The following is a 22,242-nucleotide window of genomic DNA, read 5'->3' on the forward strand; positions in this document are numbered from 1 at the left end:
GAGCCGTTCGGCTACCATTCCCCGATCGTGCGCATAGTGGCAATTCTCGTCGTCATCCTCGGCTCCGCGGCCCGGGTGGTCCGCTGGTTCACCGATCGTCCGCTCTGGCTCGACGAGCAGATGATCGCGATCAACCTGAGGGACCGGAGCTTCGCCGCGCTCGCCGCGGACCTCTCCCACGACCAGAGCGCACCGATCGGCTGGCTCTGGGCCCAGCGCGCCGTCTTCCTCACCCTGGGTGACGACGGCCGCGCGCTGCGGCTCATCCCCCTGCTGTTCGGCGTCGGCACCCTGGTACTCGCCTACTGGGCCGGCCGCCGTCTCCTAGGCCCCGCCGGCACGCTGGTCCTGGTCACGCTGCTGGCCGTCAACGGCTCCCTGATGCGCTACTCCACCGAGATCAAGCAGTACTCCGCCGACGCGTTCACCGTGCTCCTGCTGCTCACCCTCGCCCTGCTCGGCGCGCACCGCGCCTGGCTGTGGTGGCTCGCCGCCGCCGTCAGCGGCCTGTTCAGCACCGCCGCCATCATGGTGACCCCCGGCCTTGCCCTGGTCCTGGTGATCGTGTCCATCCGCTCCGCCGGCTGGCTCGGCGCGATCCGGCAGCACGCCGCCGGCGTGGCCGTCTTCGCCGCCGCCCTGATCGCCCACTACGTGCTGGCGCTGAAGTACGCACTCGGCGACGACACGCTGGCCGCACTGAACGCCCGCCTCGGCTTCCCGCCGCCCGGCGTACGCGGCACCGTGACATGGTTGATCGAGCGCCCCGCCACCCTGGCCGGCGACCCGATCGGCGTACGCGTGGAACTCGCCGCCGTCATCTGGCTGCTGGCGCTGATCGGCATCGTCGCGGCCGCATGGTGGCCCCGCGGGACCTCTCCTGCCTCTGCTCCTGCCGCCCTTGCCTCCGCCTCTGCTCCGGCTTCCGCCGGCGCGTCCTTGTCGACCGTGCCTGGGTGGACGGCCGGCCCGCGGTGGGTGCGAGGCCTGCTCCTCGCGGCGCCGATCGCCACCGCGTTCGCGGCCGCCGTGGCACACGCGGTCCCGCTGTACGGCCGTTTCGCCATCCAGCTGCTCCCGCCCCTCTTCGTGGCCGCCGCGATCGCAGCCGACCTGATCGTGTTCACGCTGCTGACCGCCGCCCGCCGTCCGGCCCGCCTGATCCCCGCCTCCGTGGGCGCGGTCGGCATCGCCGCCCTGGCCGCATTCGGAATCGCCCCGGCCGCGGCCGCCGCCGCAGGCCCCGCCCCCTACACCAACGGTTTCGACGACCGCGCTGCCGTGCAGGCGATCGTTGCCGCCCACCGCCCCGGAGACCTGGTCCTGGCCAACCCGTCCGCCTGGCCGGCCGTGAAGTGGTACGCCGGCCCCGCCCTGGGCCCGGTAGGCGTCCTGGAGAACAACTGCCGCCACAACCCGATCGCGGACGCGGCCCGCGGCTACCACCGAATTCTGGTCTACGCAGGCATGCAGGCCGGCGGCACCGACACCGAAAAGGTCATCGCTGAACGCCTGGCCGCCCTCGGCACGGTGTCGTCCCCCGAGCGCTTCCGTTCCGGCGCGGTCTACACCGTCACACTGTCCGCGGACATCGCCCGGTCCCAGACCCCGGTCATCGGCAAAGCCACAGGCGACGCCTGCCTGACGGTGTCGGCCGCGCGGTAAGGCAGCACCCCCGGCACGCTGACCGGGATCGGTTCCGATTCCTGAGCCGCCGGCCGATTCTGATGTCAGGTTCTGGTGAGTAGTCGTACCAAGGCCGCTATTTGCCGAAATTTCGGGCACTGAATGCCCGATCTCGTAGCGGACCGGGCCGGACGGCATTGGCGGCGGTATCTGCCTCCGGCGGGCCTCCGGCGAGAGCCACCGACGCCGGGGCGGGGTGCAGGCAATTACCGGCTTCGCTGGCCAAGCCCCGCGGTGGTCCGGTTTCGCGCGGCCTGTCTGCCCCGTTTGCCATCGGCTCTGGACATGCCGGGCAGGTCATCGGCAGGGCCGCCGGCTTTGGTCCGTCGCGCAGCGGCCGGCATACGGCAGCCAGGCGGTCACCATGGTGTGCTTTGCGCACGTGAAAATACGTGAGCTACCTTATAGCCCGGCTATAAGGTAGCTCACGTATCTGTCGGCGCTCTTACTTCAGATATCCGTAATTATCGCAAGTGCGGCGCTGCAGAACGCAATTCTTGGTGCGTTTGTTCATGACGTCGGTGTCCCACATGACAAAGGCGTCCCCGTGCATGGAAGAAGAGCTGGCACCCTCTTTGTCCGAGGCCAGATAATAACCCGCCGCACTGCCCTGGACCCCGTACTGGATGTCGAAGGCGATGGCGGGGATCTTCACCGGGTGGCTGGCGGGGCAGGTGTTGTTCCAGCCGTTGGCCACGTGGTCCTTGTGGTTGGGGCTGTCGAGGTTCTTGCCGTCCCAGCAGTCGGGGAACTGCAGGATGTAGTGGAGGTAGGCCTGCTTCTCGCAGATGGGCCAGTTGCCGTTGGTGCTGCGGGCGATGCCGTCGGCGTCGTGGCCGGCCTCCCAGTAGGCGCAGTAGAACTGGCCGGTGGCGCCGCGCGGTGTGGGGTTCTTCTTCTTGGCGTCGCCGGCGATCATGCGGAGGCCGTTGGGCATGGGGAGCTGGCCGGTCGAGTTCGACATCAGCGAGCGGTAGTAGACGCGGAAGCCGGTGGGCTCGGCTGCCTTGCCGGTGCCGGCGTCGTAGAGCGTGGGGATCCAGTACGACGAGTGGTCCTGCTTGGGCTCGCAGGTGGTGGCCGTGAACTTGATCAGGTCTTCGGCGACCGTACCGGCGTCGGTGGTCTTGTTGCCGACGAACGTGTGCATGTGGGACGCCCCGGGGAGACCGGGGGCGACGATCGGGTCGTCGGCGAGCGAGTGGCTGTAGGTGCAGTCCGCGCGGAACTCGGGGATGTTGCCGACGCTGGCCGGGGCGGGATCGAAGCCCAGCGCGTTGTACGAGGCCAGCTGTGCCTTCCACGCGGCCTGGTCGACCGGGATCCAGCCGGTCTTGGGCGCGGCGGCGGCCGGGGCGGCCGACGAAGGGGAGGCGGCGGCCGAGGGGGACACGGAGGGCGACGAGGGCGGCGACGGAGAGGCCGACGCCGGGGGAGCGGAGGAGACGGCAGGCGAGGAGCCGGAAGGTGCCGGCGGCAACGCGGCGGGCGACGAGGAGGCCGAGGCCAGCGAGACCGCGCCGGCGGTGACCGCGATCAGGACCACGGCCACGCCGGAGCCGGTGGCGACGAGACTCCGCCGGTCCCGGCCGAGCCGGGTCCAGAATCCGGCCGATGGCTCGGGGACGGGGGTGTGCGACGCCAACGGGAGCTCCCAACAACTACGCGGACGGTGCAGGCCGCGGAGATGGTAGGCGCGACTCGGCGCCACCGGATAGGTCTTTAGGCCCAGACCAGAAGATCAAGTAGAAGATCATCCAGAACTCGCCGATCGAGGCCGGGACCGCGAGCATCTCCGTGAGCGGCCCCGGAACCAGGTAGGCGGTGAACGCGCTCACCACGTAGAGCACCCCGCCGGCGATCAGCAGCCATCCCAGCACGCGCGGCATCCCGGCGCGCAGCACGCACGCGCCCATCGGGATCAGCCACAGCCCGAAGAACAGCGACCCGGCGGTCCACAGGTTGCCGCCGAGCAGGTAGAGCGTCTGCACGACGGCGGCCGCGTCACCGAACGGCGCGTCGGCGACCTGCGCGGCCGCACCGAGCGTGGCCGCGCTGCCGAGCACCGCCACGGCGTTGATCAGGCCGAACGCGGCGATCGCGCCGGCGGCGAACGAGTCGACCCGGCGGAACAGCCGGTAGAACCAGAGCGCGCAGAGCGACTGGGTGAGCACGAGCAGCAGTTCCAGCGCGATGCCGGCCGAGACGAGCGTGGGGTGCGCGGTGAGGTTCGCGAGCGTGGCGGCGGGGTCCCCGTCGGCGAACAGGCGCGGGCGAACGGTGAGGAATCCAAGACCGCCCGCGACGGCGAGGGCGAGGTAGAGAAGTCCGGTGATGCGCATGGCGTCCTCCAGGGACGTAGCAACCTTACGTTGTAAGGTAGGCCCATGGCGCAAGAGAGGCTCACCCGCGACCGCCTGCTGGCCGCCGCGACGGCCGTGGCCGACGCCGAAGGGCTGAAGGCGCTGACCATGCGGCGTCTCGGTGCGGAGCTGGGCGTGGAGGCGATGTCGCTCTACCACCACCTGCCGGGCAAGGAAGCGCTGCTCGACGGCCTGGCCGACGCGCTCATCAGAGAGATTCAGGACCAGAATCGCGGGGGTACGGGCTGGAAGGACCGGCTCCGGCGGCGTTTCCTGGGCGCGCGCGAGGTGATGGTGCGCCACCCGTGGGGCCCGGCCCTGCTCGGCGCGCGCTCCTCCGTACCCCCGCGGCTGTTCGTGTATTTCGACGAGATCGTGGGGACGATGACCGGGGACGGGGTGTCGTATCGGCTGGCGCACCGGGCGCTTCACTCGTTCGGGTCGATGGCGCTCGGATTCACCCAGGAGTTGTTCCGGCCGGAGGCCGGCGTGGCGTCGGAGACCGATATCACGGCGATGGCGGAGGTGCTGCCGCATGTGACCGCGATGGTGGCCGCGGAATTGCACGACGTGACGGATCCGGTACTCGGATGGTGTGACGGCCAGACCGAGTTCGAGTTCACGCTGGACCTGATCCTGGACGGTCTGGAACGGGTGATGACCCCCTAATACCCCTAATCGACCATCCTGTGTGGACTCATCATTTTGGGGGCTCCGGATCGTCCACTCTGGGTGGTGCAAACCGGGCGAGAACGATAGGGTCTGCGAATCGCCCTCGCTGTCCGGCGCACAGTGATCCTGTGCGGCGGCACAGTCGCACGCCCGCCCACGGCATAGGACTCCCAGCATCGTGACGAAGCGACCCGATCCCCACGCTGCGCAGGCGAAAGCCTCGACGGCGAAGGGCGGACGACAGCAGTCGATCAGCCGGCGAGTCATCCGGCTCGTTCTCATCCCCAGCGTCGTGGCCCTGGTTCTGGCGCTGTCCGGCGCCGGCTACCTGGTCTTCAACGGCTACTACACCCGCGCGGTCGCGCTCAGCGTCCAGGAGGTGTCCATCCCGGCCGCCACCGGTCTCGCGGATGTGCAGCGCGAACGACGGCTGAGCATCGACTACGTCGCGCGGGCCAACACCGGCGGGCCGGAGCTGCAGCAGCAGCGCGCCCGCACGGACGCCACGCTGGCGGCGCTGCGCTCCACCGCGGAGGGCGCGCTGGCCTCGGCGCCGCGGTCGATCACCACCCGGTGGGAGGACCTGGTCGCGCGGCTGGACCAGCTGCCGCAGCAGCGCAGCGCGATCGACTACAAGGCGACCACGCGGGACAAGGTCTCGGAGTACTACAACGGCATCATGGACGCGGCCACCGCGCTCTTCGACGAGCAGTCCCGCGTGGTCCCGGCCAAGGCCGGTGTGCTGGGCGGTCTGACCGCCACCGACGCGTTCCGGGTCGCCGACCAGATGTCCCGGGCCGGCTCCGTGATCGGCAGCGCCTACGGCGCGAAGACGCTGAGCGCGGAGGAGCACCGGGAGTTCGCCGGCCTGGTCGGGTCGTACCACGCGACGCTGAACGAGGTGTCCGGGCGGCTGGAGCCGGCCGCGCGGGAGAAGTACGACGCGATGCTCAAGGGCGAGGCCTGGGCCCGCCTGATCGCGGCCGAGAACGAGCTGGTCGAGGCCGGCCCCTGGGGCAACAGCGTGCCCAACGGGCTGAACGTCGACCAGGAGTCCTGGGAGACCGCGACCACGCAGGTCTCGGACTCGCTGCTGGACATCTCGATCACCCAGGGCGGTGACGTCTCCGCCCGCCAGCTGAACGAGAGCACCACCGCGCTGATCATCGCGCTGGTCGTCGGCCTCGGCGCGGTCCTGGTCGCGATCGCCGCGATCGTCTGGGCCGTCCGCCAGTCGCGGATCCTGGTCGACCGCGCGCTCTCGATCCGCCTGGAGCAGCTGGGTGCGGATGCGGCCACGATCGTCGACAAGCGGCTGCCGGAGATGATGGACCGGCTGCGGCGGCGGGAGAAGGTCGACACCCGCGTCGAGCTGACCACGCGCGACTACGGCCAGGACGAGATCGGCCGCCTCGCGGACGTGCTGAACCGGTCGCTGACCGCGGCCGTCGGCGCGGCCGTGGACGAGGCCGCGACCCGCGCCGCCGGTACCGCGATGCTGATGGGCGTCGCCCGGCGCCCGCAGCGCCCGCTGCAGCGCGGCCTGCGCACCATCGAGGAGCTGCAGAACAAGCTCGGCGACGAGGACGTGCTCGCGGAACTGTTCGACGTCAACCACCAGCTCGCGCAGACCCGGCGCTTCCTGGAGAACCTGGTCATCCTGGCCGGTGGGCAGATCGGCCGCCGGTTCCACAAGCCGGTGCCGCTGCGCCGCGTGCTGCTCGGTGCGATCTCCGAGACGCAGAAGTACCGCCGGGTCACGCTGCGGAACACGCCGGACCTGGCGCTGGCCGCGGCCGCGGTGGCCGGCACCACGCACCTGCTGGCCGAGCTGCTGGACAACGCGCTGACGTTCTCCCCGCCGGAGTCCGAGGTCTTCATCAGCTGCGGCCAGGCCAGCCACGGCGTGGTCATCGAGATCGAGGACGCCGGCGTCGGCATGCCGCACGACGCGCTCCAGCGGGCGAACGCACTGCTCGCCGACGCGCCCACGCCGGACGTGACCGCGCTGCGGGACGGCGCGCAGGTCGGCCTCTGGGTCGTCGCCGAGCTGGCCAAGCGCGGCGGCATCCAGGTCTCGCTGCGCACCAGCGCGTACGGCGGCCTGATGGCGATCGTGCTGCTGCCCACCCGCCTGATCCTGACCGGGCCGGACGCGGCCTCCGCGAACACCGGAGCGGTCCGGGAGCGGAACACGCCGCCCGCGGCGGTGCCCCCGGCCGTGCCGCGCCGCGCGCCCGAACCGCAGGCGACCCAGACCCCCGCGACCACGACCGCTCCGGTGGCCGTGGCGGAACCGCCGATGGACGACTCGTACCCCACCGCCGAGATGCCGGCGCTCAAGGACGGGATCCCCGCCGTAGGAGGTCAGACGATCGCACCCACGCCCGCACCGCCGGCGCCCAGGGCGCCGTCACGGCCGGACCTGCCGGTTCGCCGGCCGCAGGAGCACCTCGCGCCGCAGCTGCGCGACGAGGAGCCGGGACCGGCCAAGGCCCCGCAGGCACCGGAGACCACCCGCTCGCCGGAGCAGGCCCGATCCCGGCTCTCGCAGTACCAGCGGGGCTGGAAGGCCGGCCGCGCCGCCGACGACGCGGACGGACCACGTACCGACGGAGACAGGAAAGCCTGATGGACCCGACATCGCAGAACGATCTCACCTGGATGCTCGACGAGCTGGTGACGGTCCCCGACGTGCTCCACGCGGTGGTCCTGAGCGCGGACGGCCTGATCATCCAGAAGTCCACCGAGCTGCCACAGGACGCCGCCGAGCTGCTCGCGGCCGGCGCCTCGTCGCTGCACAGCGTGGCGGCCGGGACCGGTCGGCGGTTCGAGAGCGGGCCGGTCGGGCAGGTGATCGTCGAGTACCAGGGGCACACGCTGTTCGTGGCCGCGGCCGGCGCGCACGCCCGGCTCGCGGTGCTGTGCGGCCAGGACGTGGACATGGGCACGGTGGCGTACGAGATGGGCCGTCTGGTCACCCGGATCGGTCAGTACCTCGGCACCACGTTGCGCGTACCCCAGGGCGCCGCCTAATGCCCGACGAGACCTGGTACGGAGACGACGGCGAGCCCGGGGGCCGGCTGGTCCCCCTCTACATGCTGGTCAACGGGCGCACCTCGCCCCGCAACACCAGCCTCAACCTCGCGACCCAGGTGACGGCGCTGCCGGTGGACACCTCGGCGCTGGAACCGGAGTACCGGGAGATCCTGTCCTGCTGTGGGGGCTGGATCTCCGTCGCCGAGCTCGCCGCGTACCTCAACACGCAGCTCACCGTGATGAAGCTGCTGGTGGACGTGCTGCTCGAGCGCGGCTTCCTGGCGCTGGGCGACCCCGCCGAGCGCACGGTGGCGGACTACCGGCTCCTCGAAACCATTCTCGATCGACTCCAGCGTCTCTAGGCAAGTAAGGACTGACTGACGTGAACCGCAAATCCGTCAAGGTGGTGGTCGCGGGCGGATTCGGCACCGGGAAGACCACGCTGGTCGGCTCGGTCAGCGAGATCGCGCCGCTGACCACCGAGGAGGTGCTCACCGCGCCGAGCGAGGGCATCGACGACCTGACCGGCATCGAGGACAAGACCAAGACCACGGTCGCTCTGGACTTCGGCCGGATCACCGTCAACGCCGACATCGTGCTCTACCTGTTCGGGACACCCGGCCAGGATCGTTTCTGGTTCATCTGGGACGAGCTGGCGGTCGGTGCGATCGGCGCGATCGTGCTGGTGGACACGCGCCGGCTGGACGCCAGCTTCCCGGCGATCGACTACTTCGAGCGGCGGGGGATCCCGTTCGTCGCGGCCGTGAACATGTTCTTCGGCGAGTGCCCGTACACGGAGGGTGAGATCCGTGACGCGCTCAAGCTCAACCCGACCGTGCCGCTGGTCTGGTGCGACGCCCGCGACCGGCAGTCGAGCAAGCAGGCGTTGATCTCGCTGGTCAAGCACGCAATGTCACGTCTTCCCGCAGGTACCTCCGCCTAGGGGTTCGGGTTTCGGTGGTGGACGGGCTGCGGCGTGGCCCAGGCGCCGCCTGGCCGCACGGCGCGAACACCCGGATACAACACCGGTATCCGGGCGCCCACGCCGCACACCCAGACAACACCTGGACCTCGCCTCGCTCCGCCCCCCCCACCGAAACCCGAACCCCATCGTGAACCTTCGCGTGCCGGATCTCGTTCTCAGGGCGACTTCCGGCGCGTAGAAGGGTGTGGGACTGTGCCGAACATCAGCCTCCGATTGCCGAGCGGCAGTGGCCGGGGCACGGCCGCCCTGGCCGCGGGCCTGGGCATCGCCGTCCTGACGGCAGCGGTCCTGGGGTGGGACATCGCCCGCGCCGACGACGAGAAGATCACCGGTAAACCGGTCTCCGACGTCCAGCTGTCCGCGATCCTGCAGGCCGCGCACTCCTGCCCGTCGGTCAGCTCGGCCCGGCTGGCCGGTCAGATGATGGCCGAGTCCGGTCTGGAGGCGGGCGCGACCAGCACGGTCTCCGGCGGGTCCGGCATCGCCGGCATGGACGACGAGGACTGGAAGAAGTGGGCGCCGTGGGCGGACGCGCCGCGGTTCGACATCACGGCCAGCACGCTCGCGCTCGCCCACCAGATGTGCAGCCTCAGCGGCCAGGTCCGGGAGGCCGGGCTGGGCGGTGACTCGTGGCGGCTCTCGCTCGCGGCGTACCGGCTGGGCCTGCCCGCGGTGACCGAGGCGGGCGACGTGCCGGAGGAGGCGCTGCTCTACGTCAGCGAGGCCGCCGGCTACGCCGCCTACTACGCGGACCTGCCGCAGTTCGGCGGCGCCGGCATCACCGAGGCCGTGTCCGTGGTGGCCGGACCGAAGGCCGAGGCCACGCCGCTGCCGGACGACTACGTCGCGCTGGTGAACGCCGCCGGCAAGGTGTGCCCGGAGGTGACGCCCGCCGCGGTGGCCGCGGAGCTGATGGCCGCGTCCGCGTTCCAGGACGGCCGGCTGGGTGAGGACGGGCGGCTCGGCGTCGCGCAGTTCCGCACGGACATCTGGGAGAAGTACGCACCGGCCGGCGCGTCCGCCTGGGAGCCGGCCTCCGCGGTCCCGGCCGTCGGCCAGGTGCTCTGCCGCCTGACCGACGAGCTCGACGGCCTGGAGGGTGACCCGTACGCGCTGGCGCTGGCCGCGTTCCGCGCCGGTCCGGACACGGTCCGCCGTGCCGGTGGCCTGCCGGACGCGGTGACCCGCGCGTTCCTGCAGAAGGTCACCGACTACACGGAGTACTACCGGCTGGACTCGCGGCTGACCGTGCCGGCCGGTCCGGCGCCGTCGACGTCCGCCACGCCGACGCCCGGCAAGGCCACGCCGACGCCGACCGGCAGCCCGACCGCGGGCGCGTCCCCGAAGGCCACGCCGCCGAAGACGACCAGCCCGCCGCCGCCGGTGGCGCTGCCCGGTCAGCTGATCGTGCACAAGGGCACCGGGAAGTGCCTCGACGCGGGCGCGGGCACGGACGGCACCTACCTGACGCTGTCCGACTGCGACCCGGCCTCGGCCATCTCGCAGCGCTGGGACCTGCGGTTCGGCGGCACGATCGTGTCCTACAAGTCCAACCTCTGCCTGGACGTCGCGTGGGCCAAGGTCGCGGACAACACCCGGGTGCAGATGGCGAACTGCAACGCGACCGAGGCGCAGAACTGGCGCGTCGCGGACAACACCATCTACACCAACCTGGACGCCAACTACTGCATGGACTGGAACAGCACCGAGGCCGGCAATCCGGTCGTCATCTGGTGGTGCGTCCACCACGACAAGCAGTCCTGGACCGTCAAGTAGGTAACGCACAGTGGTGGCCCGGCAGATCTGCCGGGCCACCACTCTGTTCGAACAGCGTGTGATCAGCGCCATTCGGTGAGTGGCGCTCGCATCCTGGGCGTGCTATCCAGTCCTGAGCACCCGGTAAGCAGGTCTTCCAAGGCCGGTCGACCATAGGGAGACCACTATGCTCATGGGCGGGATGATGCCCGTTACCCAGCTGATAGTCATGATCAGGAGTTCGCCGCCGGCTAACGGCGTGACCCTGATGAAGGGCATGCCGCCCGACCGCCTCCCGGTGGTCGTCAAGGAGCTGACCCCGGCCGACCTGGCCCGGTTGCTTCCGGTGATGCAGCCCGACTATCGACAGCGTGTGGTCGGACTGCTGACCGAGGCCCAGCTGATCGGCGTCGCCGCGAAGCTGCCGACCGACGCCGCCGTGACCGTGCTGCGCGCGCTGCCGGCCGACCAGCTGGTCACGCTGGCCGACCGCCTGCCCGGCCCGGTCGCGACCGCGCTCTACGACGCGCTCCCGGCCAGGGTCCAGCCGGAGGTGCTGTCCCGGATGGATCCCCGGCAGGCGCAGGCCGCGGTCGCGCCGCACTACGAGCGCGCCGTGGCGGAGGCGCTGGCCAGGGCGAACGCGGAGGTGCTGATTCCGCACTCAGGGCCGTCCGGGATCCTGCTGGTGCCGCTGTTCGGCGGCCGGGTCGCGGTCGCGCCGCGGCACGGCGACGACGGCCGGGTCGCGGTGCGCGACGCGGAGGAGGCCGCCTACCACCACCGGGCGAACGCGGCGCTGGCCATCACGGACGTGCCGGTCGCGGAGGAGGTGCGCGCCTACTGCACGCAGGCCCGCCGCGAGGGCCGCACGCTGGACACCGCGTTCTGGTCCAGCGAGCGCCACGACGGCACGCTGAAGAAGGCGCTGGTCGGCCTGTTCCGCTGATCTCCTCGGCCGGCCCGCACAGCAGGGCCGGGCCGGATCAGCGTTGCTCCCGCGGGCACACCCCGCGTCGGGCTCCGCCGGCGCTCCGCTCGTCGCGAGGAGCCGGCTCCGCCGTGGTCGGCGAGAACCCGGTCAGGTGGTCCGGACCAGCCGGGTCAGCACGCCGTGCCGGGGCGCCAGCAGGTAGGCGAGCAGGAAGACCGCGGTCAGGACCAGCACGACCGTGCCACCCACCGGCAGGTCCCAGGACCAGGACAGGTACAGGCCCACCAGCGCGGACCCCGCGCCGATCGCGGGGGCCAGCAGCATCATCACGATCAGCCGGTCGGTGAGCAGCCGGGCGGCCGCGGCCGGCGTGACCAGCAGCGCGAGCACCAGGATGTTGCCGATGGTCTGCACCGCCATCACCACGGCCAGCGTGACCAGCACGTAGAGGATCACGTCCAGCCAGAAGACGGGCAGGCCGAGCGCGCGGGCCATCTCCCGGTCCAGCGTGACCGCGACCAGCTCCTTGTGCAGCAGCACGACCGCGAGCACCAGGACCAGGCCGGTGCCGCCGACCACGAACAGGTCCCGGTCCGGGATGCCGGTGATCGAGCCGAACAGGAACTGCTGCAGCGAGCCGGCGTACCCGGGCGCGCGGGAGATGATCACGATGCCGAGCGCGAACGCGGCCACGAAGAAGATCCCGATCACGGAGTCCTCCTTGATCCGCCGGTTCTGCGAGAAGACCGCGACCAGCAGCGCCGTGATCACGCCGGCCGTGACGCCGCCCAGCACCAGGCTGCCGGAGAGCACGAACGCGACGGCCAGCCCGGGGAACACCGCGTGCGCGACCGCGTCGCCGATGAACGCCATGCCGCGCAGCACCACGTAACAGCCGACCACGCCGCACATGATCGCGGACATGACCGCGACCGCGAGCGCCTTCGGCAGGAACGCCAGGTCCGGATTGGTCAGGTCGGCCAGGAAGTCCAGCGGTGACATTCAGATCCCCAGGGCCTTGAGCAGGTGGCTGTCCGCGCCGACCTGGAACGTACGCATCCACACCTCACGGTCGCGCAGCTCCTCCGGCGCGCCGGCCGCCACCACCGAGCGGTTGATCAGAACCAGGCGATCACAGGTGTACGCCGCGGCCGCGAGATCATGCGTCGCCATCAGCACGGCGCGCTCCCGGGCCAGCGTGCCGAACAGCGCGGTCAGCACCTCCTGCGACGGCATGTCCAGGCCGGTGAACGGCTCGTCCAGCAGCAGCACGGCCGGGTCGAGCGCGAGCGCGCGGGCGACCAGCACCCGCTGCCGCTGCCCGCCGGAGAGCTCCCCGATCGGACGGTTCCGCAGGCCGGCGAGCCGGACCCGGTCCAGCGCGTCCCACACGGCGGTCCAGTGCGTCACCCGCGGGCGACGGAACAGGCCGATCCGCCGGACCAGGCCGCTGAGCACCACGTCCTGGACGGACGCGGGGAAATCCCAGGCGAACTCGTGGCGCTGCGGGACGTACCCCGCGCTGGTGATCGTGGCTTTTCCGCTGCTCAGCGGCGTGAGACCGAGAGCGGCACGCAACAGCGTGGTCTTGCCGGCACCGTTCGGGCCGAGCAGCGCGGTGAACTCGCCACGCGCCACGCTCATGGTCACGTCCTCCAGCGCGAGGCGGCCGCCGAGCCGCACCGTCACGTTCTCCAGCGCGAGGACGGTCACGAGCGCGCCCGTTCGGCCCGGCGACGCACCACGGCACCGCGTGCCCCCACGCCGATCAGCGCCGCGACCAGCACGATCCCGGCCGCGCCGAGGGGCCAGACCGGAAGATCACGATCATCGGCGGGTACGGCCGGAGCCGCGGACGGCGCGATGTCGAGCGACCCGGCGCGGGCCTGGTCCGCGCTCGCCGCGTCGCCGACCGCGAACCGCAGCGTGGCCGGGGCCGTGGCGGTGCCGCCGTCCGCCAGCTCCGCGGTCACGTCCAGCGCGACCAGGTAGACGCCCGGCCGCCCGAACACCCAGTTCGCGTGCGTGTGCGTGTTGCGCTCCACCCACAGCGCCTGCGGGTACGCGTTGTCCGTGCTCCACAGCACCTGCGGCGCTCCCAGCGTCCCGGACTGCAGGAACACGGTGAGCCGCCCCGGCCCCTGCACGCCGCGCAGGTGCATGGTGACGCCGCGCCCGGCGTGTTCCAGCAGGCCGGGGTCCTGTGTGTTCCAGCCGAGCCAGACCACGCCCTCCTGCTGCGTCTGCGGCAGCACGTGCACGGACGCGCCCGCGGTCTCGCCCAGGAACGCGTAGGCCGGATCGTCCGGGACCTGCTGCAACGCCGCGTCCCGGACCCGGATCACCGCCTCGTCCGGGTCGCGCCACACGGCCGGGACCTGCTCGTCGTCGTGGATCCGGATCGTCCAGGCCCCGTCGCGGTAGCGCGGGCCGATGTCGGCGTGCCCGGCCTCCAGCACGGCGGGCCCGGTGGCCTGCCCCTGGTCCGGGGCGAGGCTCTGGGAGAGGCCGTCCGGTGACGGCACGGCCAGCACGGCGGCGACCAGCACGCGGCTCGCGAGTGACAACACAGTGGATTCCTTCGTCAGGATAGGCAGCGCTTGAGCGAGTCCGCGTTGAACCGCATCATCGCGAGGTAGGTGGTGATCCGGTCGTCGAACGCGTCGCCGTAGATGTCGCAGACCGCGACGCCCTGCTCGCGCGCGACCTCGACCAGCGTGGACGAGCGGGCGCGCAGGTTCGGCTCCAGGAAGACCGCGGGGATCCGCAGCGTGCGCAGCGTCTCGGTGAGCTTCCGGCGGTCCGCGAGGCTCGGCTCCGCGGCCGGGTTCGGGGTGACGAAGCCGGCGACCGGGATGCCGTACGCGTGCGCGAGATAGCCGAACGCGTCGTGCGTGGTGACCAGGTGGCGCCGGGACACCGGGATCGACGCGATCGTCTCGGTGAGGTAGGCGTCGAGCGCGGTCAGCTCGGACAGGTAGCGGTCCGCGTTCGCCCGGTAGACCGAGGTGCCGGCCGGGTCCACGCCGATCAGCGTGTCCCGGATCAGCTCGGTGTAGGCCTGCGCGTTCCCGGCGTCCTGCCACAGGTGCGGGTCGATCTCGCCGTGCACGTGGCGGCCGAGCACGGCCTGCGGCAGCTGGTAGACGCGCTCGCCGCCGCGGCCGAGGAACCGGAACGCGGTGCCGCCGGGGATCTCCTGCAGCGCCTTCGCGGGGACCTCGATCACGGTGGTCGCCGGGTCGAGGCGCAGGTCCGGGTCCGCGTGGAGATACAGCGCGCCGGTGTCGATGTCGACGGCGAGGTCCGCGTGGCCCTGGCCGAGCACGTCCGCACCTTGCGGGTTCACGCCCTGTGGGTTCACGGCCTGCGGGTTCACGCTGTGCGGGTCGACGCCGACCGCGAACGTGAACGTGCGCGGCGGGCCGAGCGGGACGGTGCCGGCGTCGGGCGCGATGGCCAGGTCCGCGCGCAGCGTCAGCCGGTAGATGCCCGGCTCGGTGAACGCCCAGCTCATGTGCGTGTGCGCGTCCGCGGGCAGGACCGCGGTGCCGCTTTTACCGTGAAATATCATCTCCGGCTTGCCGAACGAGCCGGTCAGGTAGGCGGTCAGCTCCCCGGGACCCTCGACGCCGGTGGCCGTGAGCCGCACGTCGGACGAGCGGGTGGCGCCGAATCTCGCGCCGGTCCCGTGCGCGCGCAGGCCCAGCCAGATCGTGTCCAGCGAGACGTCCTCGACCAGCGGAATGATCTCCGCGGCGTACGTCGTGGCGCCCTCGGCGAGCGAGATGTTCGGGACGCCGGCCCGCAGGTTCGCGTCCAGCGCCTTGATCACGGCGGCCGGCTCCAGCAGCAGGTAGTTGCTGAACGCCAGGTCCGCGTAGACCGTGTTGCGCACGTCGCGCAGCGTCGGCTCGTATCCGTGCGGGTCCGCGTTGTCCGGCACCAGCGCGTCGACCAGCACCCGGTCGCCGCCGACGTTGCGGACCAGGTCCGCGAGGATGCCGGTGGTGGTGACCACCTGCACGCGGTCCTCGTCGCCGGTGAACGCGGGCGGTGCCGCGCACCCGCCCAGCGCCAGCACGGTCGCGGCCGCCAGCCATGCCCTCATCCGTCACTCCGTACGCTGGTAGGCGTCGCGGCCCGCTCCAATTCCGGTGGAGCGGGCCGCGACCTCGTCCTGCGGCGTGGGCCGCGATCTGTTCTGCGGCGTGGGCCGCGATCCGTGTCGTCGCGCGGGGCGCGACCGGTCTCAGGAGACCTGGAAGGTGTACGTCGCGGCGACGCCGTTCACGTCGAACGTCACCGCGTACGTGCCGGCCGCGCTGAACGCCCAGTTCGCGTGCGCGTGCGTGCCCACCGGCACCGCCAGGCTGTCCGGCAGCCCGTCCCCGGAGTCGAACAGCTTCGTCGGCGTGCCGAACGACCCGGTGGTGTAGACGCTGAACCGGCCCGGCCCGCTGACCGCGGTGAGCCGGAACGTGAGCGCGGGCGCGCCCGTCGCCCCGGTCGTGTCCCAGCCCGCGAACAGCAGGTTCGCGTTCTGCGACTGCGGCAGCACCCACACGGTGCTGCCGGCCGTGCCGAGGAACGACCAGGCGGTGCCGCTCGGCACCGTGGTCCTGGCGGCGGCCGGAACGTCCAGGATCACGTCGGCCGGATTGCGGTCGACCGGCGTGCTGCCGGTGCCGTCCCGCAGGTCGAGCGTGACCACGCCACCGGCGTAGTCCACGTCGAGCACGTCCACGTGCCCGGCGGACAGCGTGATCGGCGCGGCCTGTGCGGGCGTGGCCAGCAGCGATCCGGCGACGGCCGCGGTCAGCGCGACAGCGGCGAGGCGGGCCCTCATCGCTTGACCGAGAACGTGTAGACGGCCGGGTCGGACGTGACGGTCTCGCCGGTCGCGGCCAGCGTGGCGGACGCGGTGACGGTCAGCCGGTAGACGCCCGCCTTGCCGAACGCCCAGTTGACGTGCTCGTGCTGGCCGGCCGCGAGCGGCAGGCCGTCCGGCAGGCCGTCCGTGTCGTCCGCGAGCACGGTCGGAGTGCCGACCGCGTCCTGCGTGAAGATCGCGATGTCGCCGGGGCCGCGTACCCCGGTGAGGTTGATCGTGATCTGGTCGCCGGTGAAGACGCCCGGCTCCAGCTCCTCGGCGGAGAGGCCGGCGAAGAGCAGGTCCGGGTTCTGCACCTGGGGGAGCAGCCAGACCGGCGCGCCGGCCGTGCCGAGGAAGGCGTAGGCCGGGTCATCGGGGATCGTGGTCCTGGCCTGGCTCTTGACCAGCAGCACGGCGTCGGACGGGGCGAACTCGGAGTCGGACTCCTCGTCGTGGATGGCGAGCTCGAGCGCGCCGTCCTCGAACTCCACGTCGATCGCGTCGACGTGGCCGGTGCTCAGCACGACCGGGCCCGGGTGGGCCTGGGCCGGGCCCGCGGCCGCGACCAGCGCCACGGCGACCGCGCCGGTGCCGGCCAGCAGGCGGAGGGTTCTCTGCACTGAATGTCTCCTTCGTGATGGTCGTCCGCAGTGGACGAGCACGTGCCAAACGATAATCGTTTTCATTAAGTGGGCGGAAGGGTGTGCTGGGTCACGGTCCGGCGACGACCGATGACGACAGCGGCGAAACCGGCCACGATCAGCACGAGGCCGGCGGCCACAACGGACAGAAGGTTCGTGCCGGTGAGCGGCAGCGGGCCGGAGCCACCCGGGGAGCCACCGGAAGGGCCGCCGCCCGGTGTGAAGCCCGGTGCGGGATCGGTGGCGTCGCCGACCGCGAACGTGAGCGTGCGCGTGTCCGTCACCGGGGCGCCGGACGTGGTGGTCGCGGACATCGTCACGGTCAGGCGGTAGAGGCCCGGCTCGGTGAACGCCCAGTTGCCGTGCGCGTGCGTGTTGAGCGGGATCGACAGCTTCTGCGGCAGCGTCCTGGAGTCGAACAGCACCTGCGGCGTGCCGAACGAGCTGGTCAGGAACAGCGCGAACGCGCCGGGACCGTCGACGCCCGTCAGCGACCAGGTGACGTCGCCGCGGATGCCGGCGGTGACGGAGGCATGCTGCGTGTTCCAGCCGGGCCAGACGATGCCGGACTGCTGCGTCTGCGGGAGCAGGTGGACCTGGGAGCCGGCGGCACCGAGGAACGCGTAGCCGTCGCCGGCCGGTACCGGGATCCTCGCCCTGTCCGTCACCTTGAGCACCACATCGGACAGCTCCAGCCAGGCAGGCGGGCTCGCGGCGTCGTCCTTCAACCGGATCCGCCAGGCGCCGCCCTCCAACTGCGGCCCCAGGTCCACATGCCCGTCACTGATCACCCGGCCGGCACCGGTGGCGGACGGTGCCACGCGGGCCTGCGCCTTCACATCCGGCGCGGCCGGCAGACTGATCGACCGCTCAGCCTCGCCCGCCGGGTCGCGGTCTGCCGCGCCCGTGCCCGGAGGAACTGTGCCCTGCGGCTCTCCGCCGACCGGGGCCTCGCCCGCCGGTGCCTCGTCCGCAGGTGCCTCGCCCGGCGGAGGAGTGCCCGCGGGAGATCCGTGCGGCGGTGTTCCGCCTGCCGGCCCCTCACCGCCCGGAACTCCGCTCGCCGGTGGTGCGATCACCGGAACCTCGACCGTGTAGACCGCCGACGCGGTCCGATCGCCCTGCCCGGCCGTGAACCCGAGCCGGTAGACCCCGCCGGCATCGAACGTCCACGCCACGTTCCGTACCCGCTCGCCGCGCGGCAGCGTGGTGCTCCGCGGTCCGTCGCTGTCCAGCAGCACCGTGGGCGCGCCCCAGCGCGACACCGTGTAGGCCGCGAACCCACCCGGACCGTCCACCGAGTCGAGCCGGAGCGAGATCGCGCTCCCGTCCCGTACCCCCGTGGCATCCAGGCTCGGAAAATGCGGCCCGCCGGCGGACAGTGACCACACCGCGCGCCCCGGCGGCCCGAGAAACGCGTAGCCGGCGTCGTCGGGCACGGTCGCGGACAGCCCGCCACCGGGGCCGAGCGTGATCGCGGCCGGATCGTGCACCGCACCCGCGGCGTCCCGGAAGCGCAGCGACAACCCGCCGCCGTCCTCGGACACCGTGATCAGATCGGCGCCGTCGGCCGGCGCGGCCGGCGCTGCCCCCGGCGTGAGCACGAGCGCGAGCGCGACCGCCGCACTGAGGATCTTCATGTCGTCGTCTCCTTGTCGTGCGAGGTCAGGGCGAGTTCACGGCCGCGTCGCTCGGCCGCGGCGAGCGCGACCGCCATCCGCTTCCGGCGCCACCGGCGGGCGAGGATCGCGGCCGCGACGAGCAGCAGCACCGCGCCCAGCACGGCCAGTTGAGGCCAGGGCACCAGCCACACGGTGGTACGCGTGACCCGCGGCGCGAGCGCCCGGCCGTCCAGGTCCACCGGCGTCACCGCGATCTCCACCGAGGTCCGGAACAGCGGCCAGACCCCGTCCGCGGCGACGGTGGCGCGCAGCTGCCCGCCCGGCAGAATCTGCGGCAGGTCAGGACCGTCAAAGGCCTTTCCGCGGGTACGGATCGAGGGCGCACCCATCAGCCGCACGTTCCCGGTGTTCGCGACCGTGAACGTGCTGGTCAGCGCCGGCAGACGCCACGGCGCCCAGCTCTGGTGGCTGTCGATGCCCAGGTCGCGCACGGCCAGCTCCGGCCGCAGCTCGCCGGTGACCCGCAGGTGCACCCGCGTGCCGACCCGGTGGTCCACCGCGACCGCGGACCCGTCCGGCCCGGTCGCCCGCGCCGTCACCGACGCGACCACACCACCGACGTGATCGCCGGGCGTCGCGTTGCCCGGCACCGCGACCACCAGCGGCACGACCACGCGCGACGACGCGGGCAGCGCGACCGTGTCCCGCTCCGGCGTGATCCAAGCCCCGGCGTCGACCGGCGTGCGGTCCGCCGCCAGCAGGTCGAAGCCGCCGTCCGGTGTGGTGAGCGCGTCACTGGCATAGATCCGCAGCGTGAGCGCCTGCGCCGAGTGATTCGTGACGACCACCCGGTCCGTGACCGTCGCACCGGGATCAAGCTTGTAGTCGAGCGAGGCCCGCCCGTCCGCCCCCGCCGGCCCGGCCGGCGCAACGGACCAGGTGATCGCGCCCGTACCCGGCGACACGAATCCGCCGCTCAGCACCGCATCGGCCGTACCCGCCGCGGTGTGCCGATGGGTTGCGACTGCCGGCACCGGAACGGCCAGCAGCGGCGTCACCAGCAGTGAGAGGAGTTTGTGCATCAGGGCATCGCTCGATCCGGGCTCGTGCCGTCGGCGGTCGGACGCCGGTCGGCTGCGGCCTGGGATGCCGGGACGGCCGGCAGCGGCGTCACCAGCAGTGAGAGGAGTTCGTGCATCAGGGCATCGCCCGAGCCGGGCTGGTGCCGCCGGTGGCCGGACGCCGATGTGCTGCGGTCGGCGGCACCGGGAGGCGTTGGTGCATCGGGGCATCGCCCGATGCGAGCTCGTGCCGCCGGTGACGGAATGTGTTTCTGCATGGGGGAATCGCCCGATCCGGAAGAGGGCGGCGGGACGGCGGCGCCTGGGGTGGGTCGGCCGCCGTCCCGCCGAGGCGCCGGATCGCCGGAGCCGCGCCGCAGCCCGGCCCGGCGATCCGGCGCCTGAGGGGAGGGTCAGATGGCCGTGAGCGTGAGCGTGCCGGTGTAGGTGCCGGCCGCGGTCTCGGTGGGCACACTCAGCCGCAGTTGGGCGTCGAGCTTCGCGGTGCCGAGGCCCTGGCCGGACGGTGCGGACGCGAGCAGTGCGCCGGCGGCCAGCCCCGGTGCGACCGGCCCGGCGATCACGCCCTGCCGCGCGCCCTGCGACGTGACGGCCGGCGTCCAGCCCAGGTGCTCACCGCCGAACGCCGCGCCGTCCGCGGACCGGAATCCGCCGGAGACCTGACCGGACACGCTCCAGCCGGGCGTGCCGGAACGGGTGTCGGTAACCGTGACCGGGCGGAGCGCGCCGCCCGTCTCCCAGCGGTCCGCGCCGGTGGAGAGCGCGGCCGGCGGGAGCACGATCGCGCGGTCCTCCGGCAGCACGCTGATCACGAGCGCGCCGGCCGTGGCGTCGATCGAGGCGGTGACGCTCTTCTGCGTACCCCCGCTGCCTGGATCTTCGCTCTTGATGCGGAGCGTGACCGGTGCGCTGGTCGTGCCGTCCGCGAGGCTGACCCGATAGGCGGCGTCGTCGAGCGCGGCGGTCGCGGTGAAGCGGTACGCCGCACCGGTCTCGCCGGGGATCTCGGTGAAGGTGTCCGCCCCCGGAGCACGCCGCGACCAGCGGTAGCCGGTGGACGGTCCCTGCGGCGTCCGCACCGCCTGCAACGTCACCTCCTGACCCGCCACATAGGACTCCGCGAGCCCGGAGATCGCGAGCGACACCGCGTCCCCGACCACGAACCGGTAGTCGACCGGCCCGGTGGAGACCGCCGTGCCGTCCGTGAGCACGGCGTCGGCCTGCCAGGTCAGCGTGTAGCGACCGGTCGCGCCGAACACCCAGCTGGCGTGCGCGTGCGTGTGCACCGGCACGTCGAGCCGGTCCGGCAGACCGTCCGCACTGCGGAAGCGGATGTTCGGCGCACCGAGCGAGCTGGTGTCGAACAGCGTGACCGCGCCCGGCCCGTCCACCCCGACCAGGCTGAGCCGGATCGAGTCGTTGCGGAACGTGCCGGACGCGAGCGTGGTGGTGTTCCAGCCGGGCCAGAGCAGGTTCGGGTCCTGGACCTGCGGCAGCATCCAGATCGGGGTGCCGGGCGCACCCAGGAACGCGAACGCGTCCAGGTCCGGCACCTCGGTTTGCGCGCCGGGCAGCACCTGGAACGTGACGTCGTCCACGGCGCGGGAGACCGCGGGGCTGACCGTGTCGTCATTGACCCGCAGCCCCAGCACCCCGTCGACGTAGCGTACGTCGATCGCATCCGTATGCCCCTGCGACAACACCACCGACTCAGCCGCGCGCGCCGGCCCCGCCAGCCCACAGCCCAGCAGCACCCCCACAACCACTATCGCGCGTCGCCTCATATCCACCTCCCGCGTATGAAAATCGTTCCCATTAAGAGCGACCGGAAGGTAGCACGACGCGCCGCCGGCTGTCGATCAGACTCCGGAGCGGGCGTCCTGCGTCCTGCGTCCTGCGGACAGCGAGCCGCGAGTCGCCCGTGTGCGGCGGGCGGCTTGCGGCCCATGAATGGCGGCTCGCTGGCGGAGGCCTGCTGGTGGCGCCCGCGAGTTAGGGCCTGCTGGCGGCGACCCGCTGGCGGCGACCCGCGACTTGGGGCCCGCTGGCGGCGAGTCGCAAGTGGCCTGTGGGTAGCGGTCGGCCTGGTAGCGGCGGGTGCTTGCAGGCGGCGGACATCCCGCGGGTGACGGTTCCCCCGATGGCAGGGCTCGTCCTCGGCTGGCGGAGGGCCGAACATGCGGCGCTGTTCGCGGCTGAACGGGGCGATTCTCATAATCGGCGGCTCGGTCCAAGCCTGACTGTTCGGCGCTCGCGCCCGAATTCCAGCAACAGCGCCCTCGCGGCCGACCAGATCTCTCCCGCAGGCCGAGAGCATCCTTCCAGAATCCGGGATTCAAGATCCTTGCATACGCTACCGCTGCTATTCCGGCCGAATAACAGCGGTAGCGTATGCAAGGATCTTGAGCAGCCCTTTCGTCAGCCTTCGGGTGGGCCTTTTGATCTTTACTGACCTTTCGGCGTAGGGGTGTGGAGCCGCCGTGATCGTACGGGCACTCCGTGCCCGAAATTTCGTGAAATAGCGGCCTGGAGGCCCGCCTCATCCTCGCTCTGACGCCGGAAGCTGACCGGAAATCGGCACCGCCGC

Annotated in this window: 19 protein-coding genes; 8 read left to right on the top strand and 11 right to left on the bottom strand. The window is 72.0% G+C overall.

Annotation, left to right across the window (positions count from 1 at the left end; all coding sequences use genetic code 11):
- The first annotated feature begins 36 nt into the window (after positions 1-36).
- On the top strand, positions 37-1,665 hold the full coding sequence (locus OP04_RS17135) for a glycosyltransferase family protein (protein WP_033340599.1): 1,629 nt from the start codon (positions 37-39) through the stop codon (positions 1,663-1,665).
- A 466-nt stretch (positions 1,666-2,131) separates the two neighbouring features.
- On the opposite strand, the gene OP04_RS17140 is transcribed toward OP04_RS17135, so the two are convergent.
- Positions 2,132-3,331, bottom strand: coding sequence for a DUF1996 domain-containing protein (locus OP04_RS17140; RefSeq protein ID WP_051798105.1), 1,200 nt, complete (start codon positions 3,329-3,331; stop codon positions 2,132-2,134).
- Positions 3,332-3,347: 16 nt separating this feature from the next.
- Positions 3,348-4,028: a DUF4386 domain-containing protein gene (locus tag OP04_RS17145; protein ID WP_033340600.1), complete on the bottom strand. Its 681-nt coding sequence runs from the start codon at positions 4,026-4,028 to the stop codon at positions 3,348-3,350.
- A gap of 45 nt (positions 4,029-4,073) precedes the next feature.
- On the opposite strand from OP04_RS17145, the gene OP04_RS17150 reads away from it, so the two are divergent.
- The 7 genes from OP04_RS17150 to OP04_RS17180 all read left to right on the top strand — a co-directional run bounded on the left by OP04_RS17150 (position 4,074) and on the right by OP04_RS17180 (position 11,449).
- Positions 4,074-4,718 (top strand): TetR family transcriptional regulator, encoded by a 645-nt coding sequence (locus OP04_RS17150; protein ID WP_033340601.1) that lies wholly within the window; start codon positions 4,074-4,076, stop codon positions 4,716-4,718.
- 295 nt (positions 4,719-5,013) lie between these two features.
- Positions 5,014-7,353 carry a sensor histidine kinase gene (locus OP04_RS17155; protein WP_232323616.1) on the top strand — a complete coding sequence of 780 codons (2,340 nt, stop codon included), beginning with the start codon at positions 5,014-5,016 and terminating at the stop codon, positions 7,351-7,353.
- Complete coding sequence (locus tag OP04_RS17160; RefSeq protein WP_033340602.1) at positions 7,353-7,757, top strand: roadblock/LC7 domain-containing protein; 405 nt, start codon at positions 7,353-7,355, stop codon at positions 7,755-7,757. Before OP04_RS17155 ends, OP04_RS17160 begins: the two co-directional genes overlap by 1 nt.
- Complete coding sequence (locus tag OP04_RS17165) at positions 7,757-8,122, top strand: DUF742 domain-containing protein (protein WP_033340603.1); 366 nt, start codon at positions 7,757-7,759, stop codon at positions 8,120-8,122. Before OP04_RS17160 ends, OP04_RS17165 begins: the two co-directional genes overlap by 1 nt.
- A gap of 20 nt (positions 8,123-8,142) precedes the next feature.
- Positions 8,143-8,703 carry a GTP-binding protein gene (locus tag OP04_RS17170; RefSeq protein WP_051798108.1) on the top strand — a complete coding sequence of 187 codons (561 nt, stop codon included), beginning with the start codon at positions 8,143-8,145 and terminating at the stop codon, positions 8,701-8,703.
- 234 nt (positions 8,704-8,937) lie between these two features.
- A complete protein-coding gene (locus tag OP04_RS17175; protein ID WP_033340605.1) occupies positions 8,938-10,521 on the top strand; it encodes a ricin-type beta-trefoil lectin domain protein in 1,584 nt (527 codons plus the stop codon).
- Positions 10,522-10,768: 247 nt separating this feature from the next.
- A complete protein-coding gene (locus OP04_RS17180; protein WP_232323624.1) occupies positions 10,769-11,449 on the top strand; it encodes a magnesium transporter MgtE N-terminal domain-containing protein in 681 nt (226 codons plus the stop codon).
- Positions 11,450-11,581: 132 nt separating this feature from the next.
- On the opposite strand, the gene OP04_RS17185 is transcribed toward OP04_RS17180, so the two are convergent.
- The 9 genes from OP04_RS17185 to OP04_RS17225 form a co-directional block, all read right to left on the bottom strand.
- Complete coding sequence (locus OP04_RS17185) at positions 11,582-12,436, bottom strand: anchored repeat-type ABC transporter permease subunit (protein ID WP_033340607.1); 855 nt, start codon at positions 12,434-12,436, stop codon at positions 11,582-11,584.
- Positions 12,437-13,147 carry an anchored repeat-type ABC transporter ATP-binding subunit gene (locus OP04_RS17190; RefSeq protein ID WP_033340608.1) on the bottom strand — a complete coding sequence of 237 codons (711 nt, stop codon included), beginning with the start codon at positions 13,145-13,147 and terminating at the stop codon, positions 12,437-12,439.
- On the bottom strand, positions 13,144-14,004 hold the full coding sequence (locus tag OP04_RS17195; protein ID WP_232323617.1) for a choice-of-anchor M domain-containing protein: 861 nt from the start codon (positions 14,002-14,004) through the stop codon (positions 13,144-13,146). The genes OP04_RS17190 and OP04_RS17195 overlap by 4 nt, the downstream gene beginning before the upstream one ends.
- A 14-nt stretch (positions 14,005-14,018) precedes the next feature.
- Entirely contained in the window at positions 14,019-15,545 is a 1,527-nt protein-coding gene (locus OP04_RS17200) for an anchored repeat ABC transporter, substrate-binding protein (protein ID WP_033340610.1), read from the bottom strand.
- A gap of 141 nt (positions 15,546-15,686) precedes the next feature.
- Positions 15,687-16,283: a choice-of-anchor M domain-containing protein gene (locus tag OP04_RS17205; protein WP_051798111.1), complete on the bottom strand. Its 597-nt coding sequence runs from the start codon at positions 16,281-16,283 to the stop codon at positions 15,687-15,689.
- Entirely contained in the window at positions 16,280-16,930 is a 651-nt protein-coding gene (locus OP04_RS17210) for a choice-of-anchor M domain-containing protein (protein ID WP_033340611.1), read from the bottom strand. The genes OP04_RS17205 and OP04_RS17210 overlap by 4 nt, the downstream gene beginning before the upstream one ends.
- A 65-nt stretch (positions 16,931-16,995) precedes the next feature.
- Positions 16,996-18,591 carry a TIGR03773 family transporter-associated surface protein gene (locus OP04_RS17215; RefSeq protein ID WP_033340612.1) on the bottom strand — a complete coding sequence of 532 codons (1,596 nt, stop codon included), beginning with the start codon at positions 18,589-18,591 and terminating at the stop codon, positions 16,996-16,998.
- Positions 18,588-19,655: a WxL protein peptidoglycan domain-containing protein gene (locus OP04_RS17220; RefSeq protein ID WP_051798113.1), complete on the bottom strand. Its 1,068-nt coding sequence runs from the start codon at positions 19,653-19,655 to the stop codon at positions 18,588-18,590. Before OP04_RS17220 ends, OP04_RS17215 begins: the two co-directional genes overlap by 4 nt.
- 392 nt (positions 19,656-20,047) lie before the next feature.
- A complete protein-coding gene (locus tag OP04_RS17225) occupies positions 20,048-21,439 on the bottom strand; it encodes a choice-of-anchor M domain-containing protein (protein WP_033340613.1) in 1,392 nt (463 codons plus the stop codon).
- Between the last annotated feature and the right edge of the window lie 803 nt (positions 21,440-22,242).

The organism is Catenuloplanes japonicus (assembly GCF_000717135.1).
Taxonomy (GTDB): domain Bacteria; phylum Actinomycetota; class Actinomycetes; order Mycobacteriales; family Micromonosporaceae; genus Catenuloplanes; species Catenuloplanes japonicus.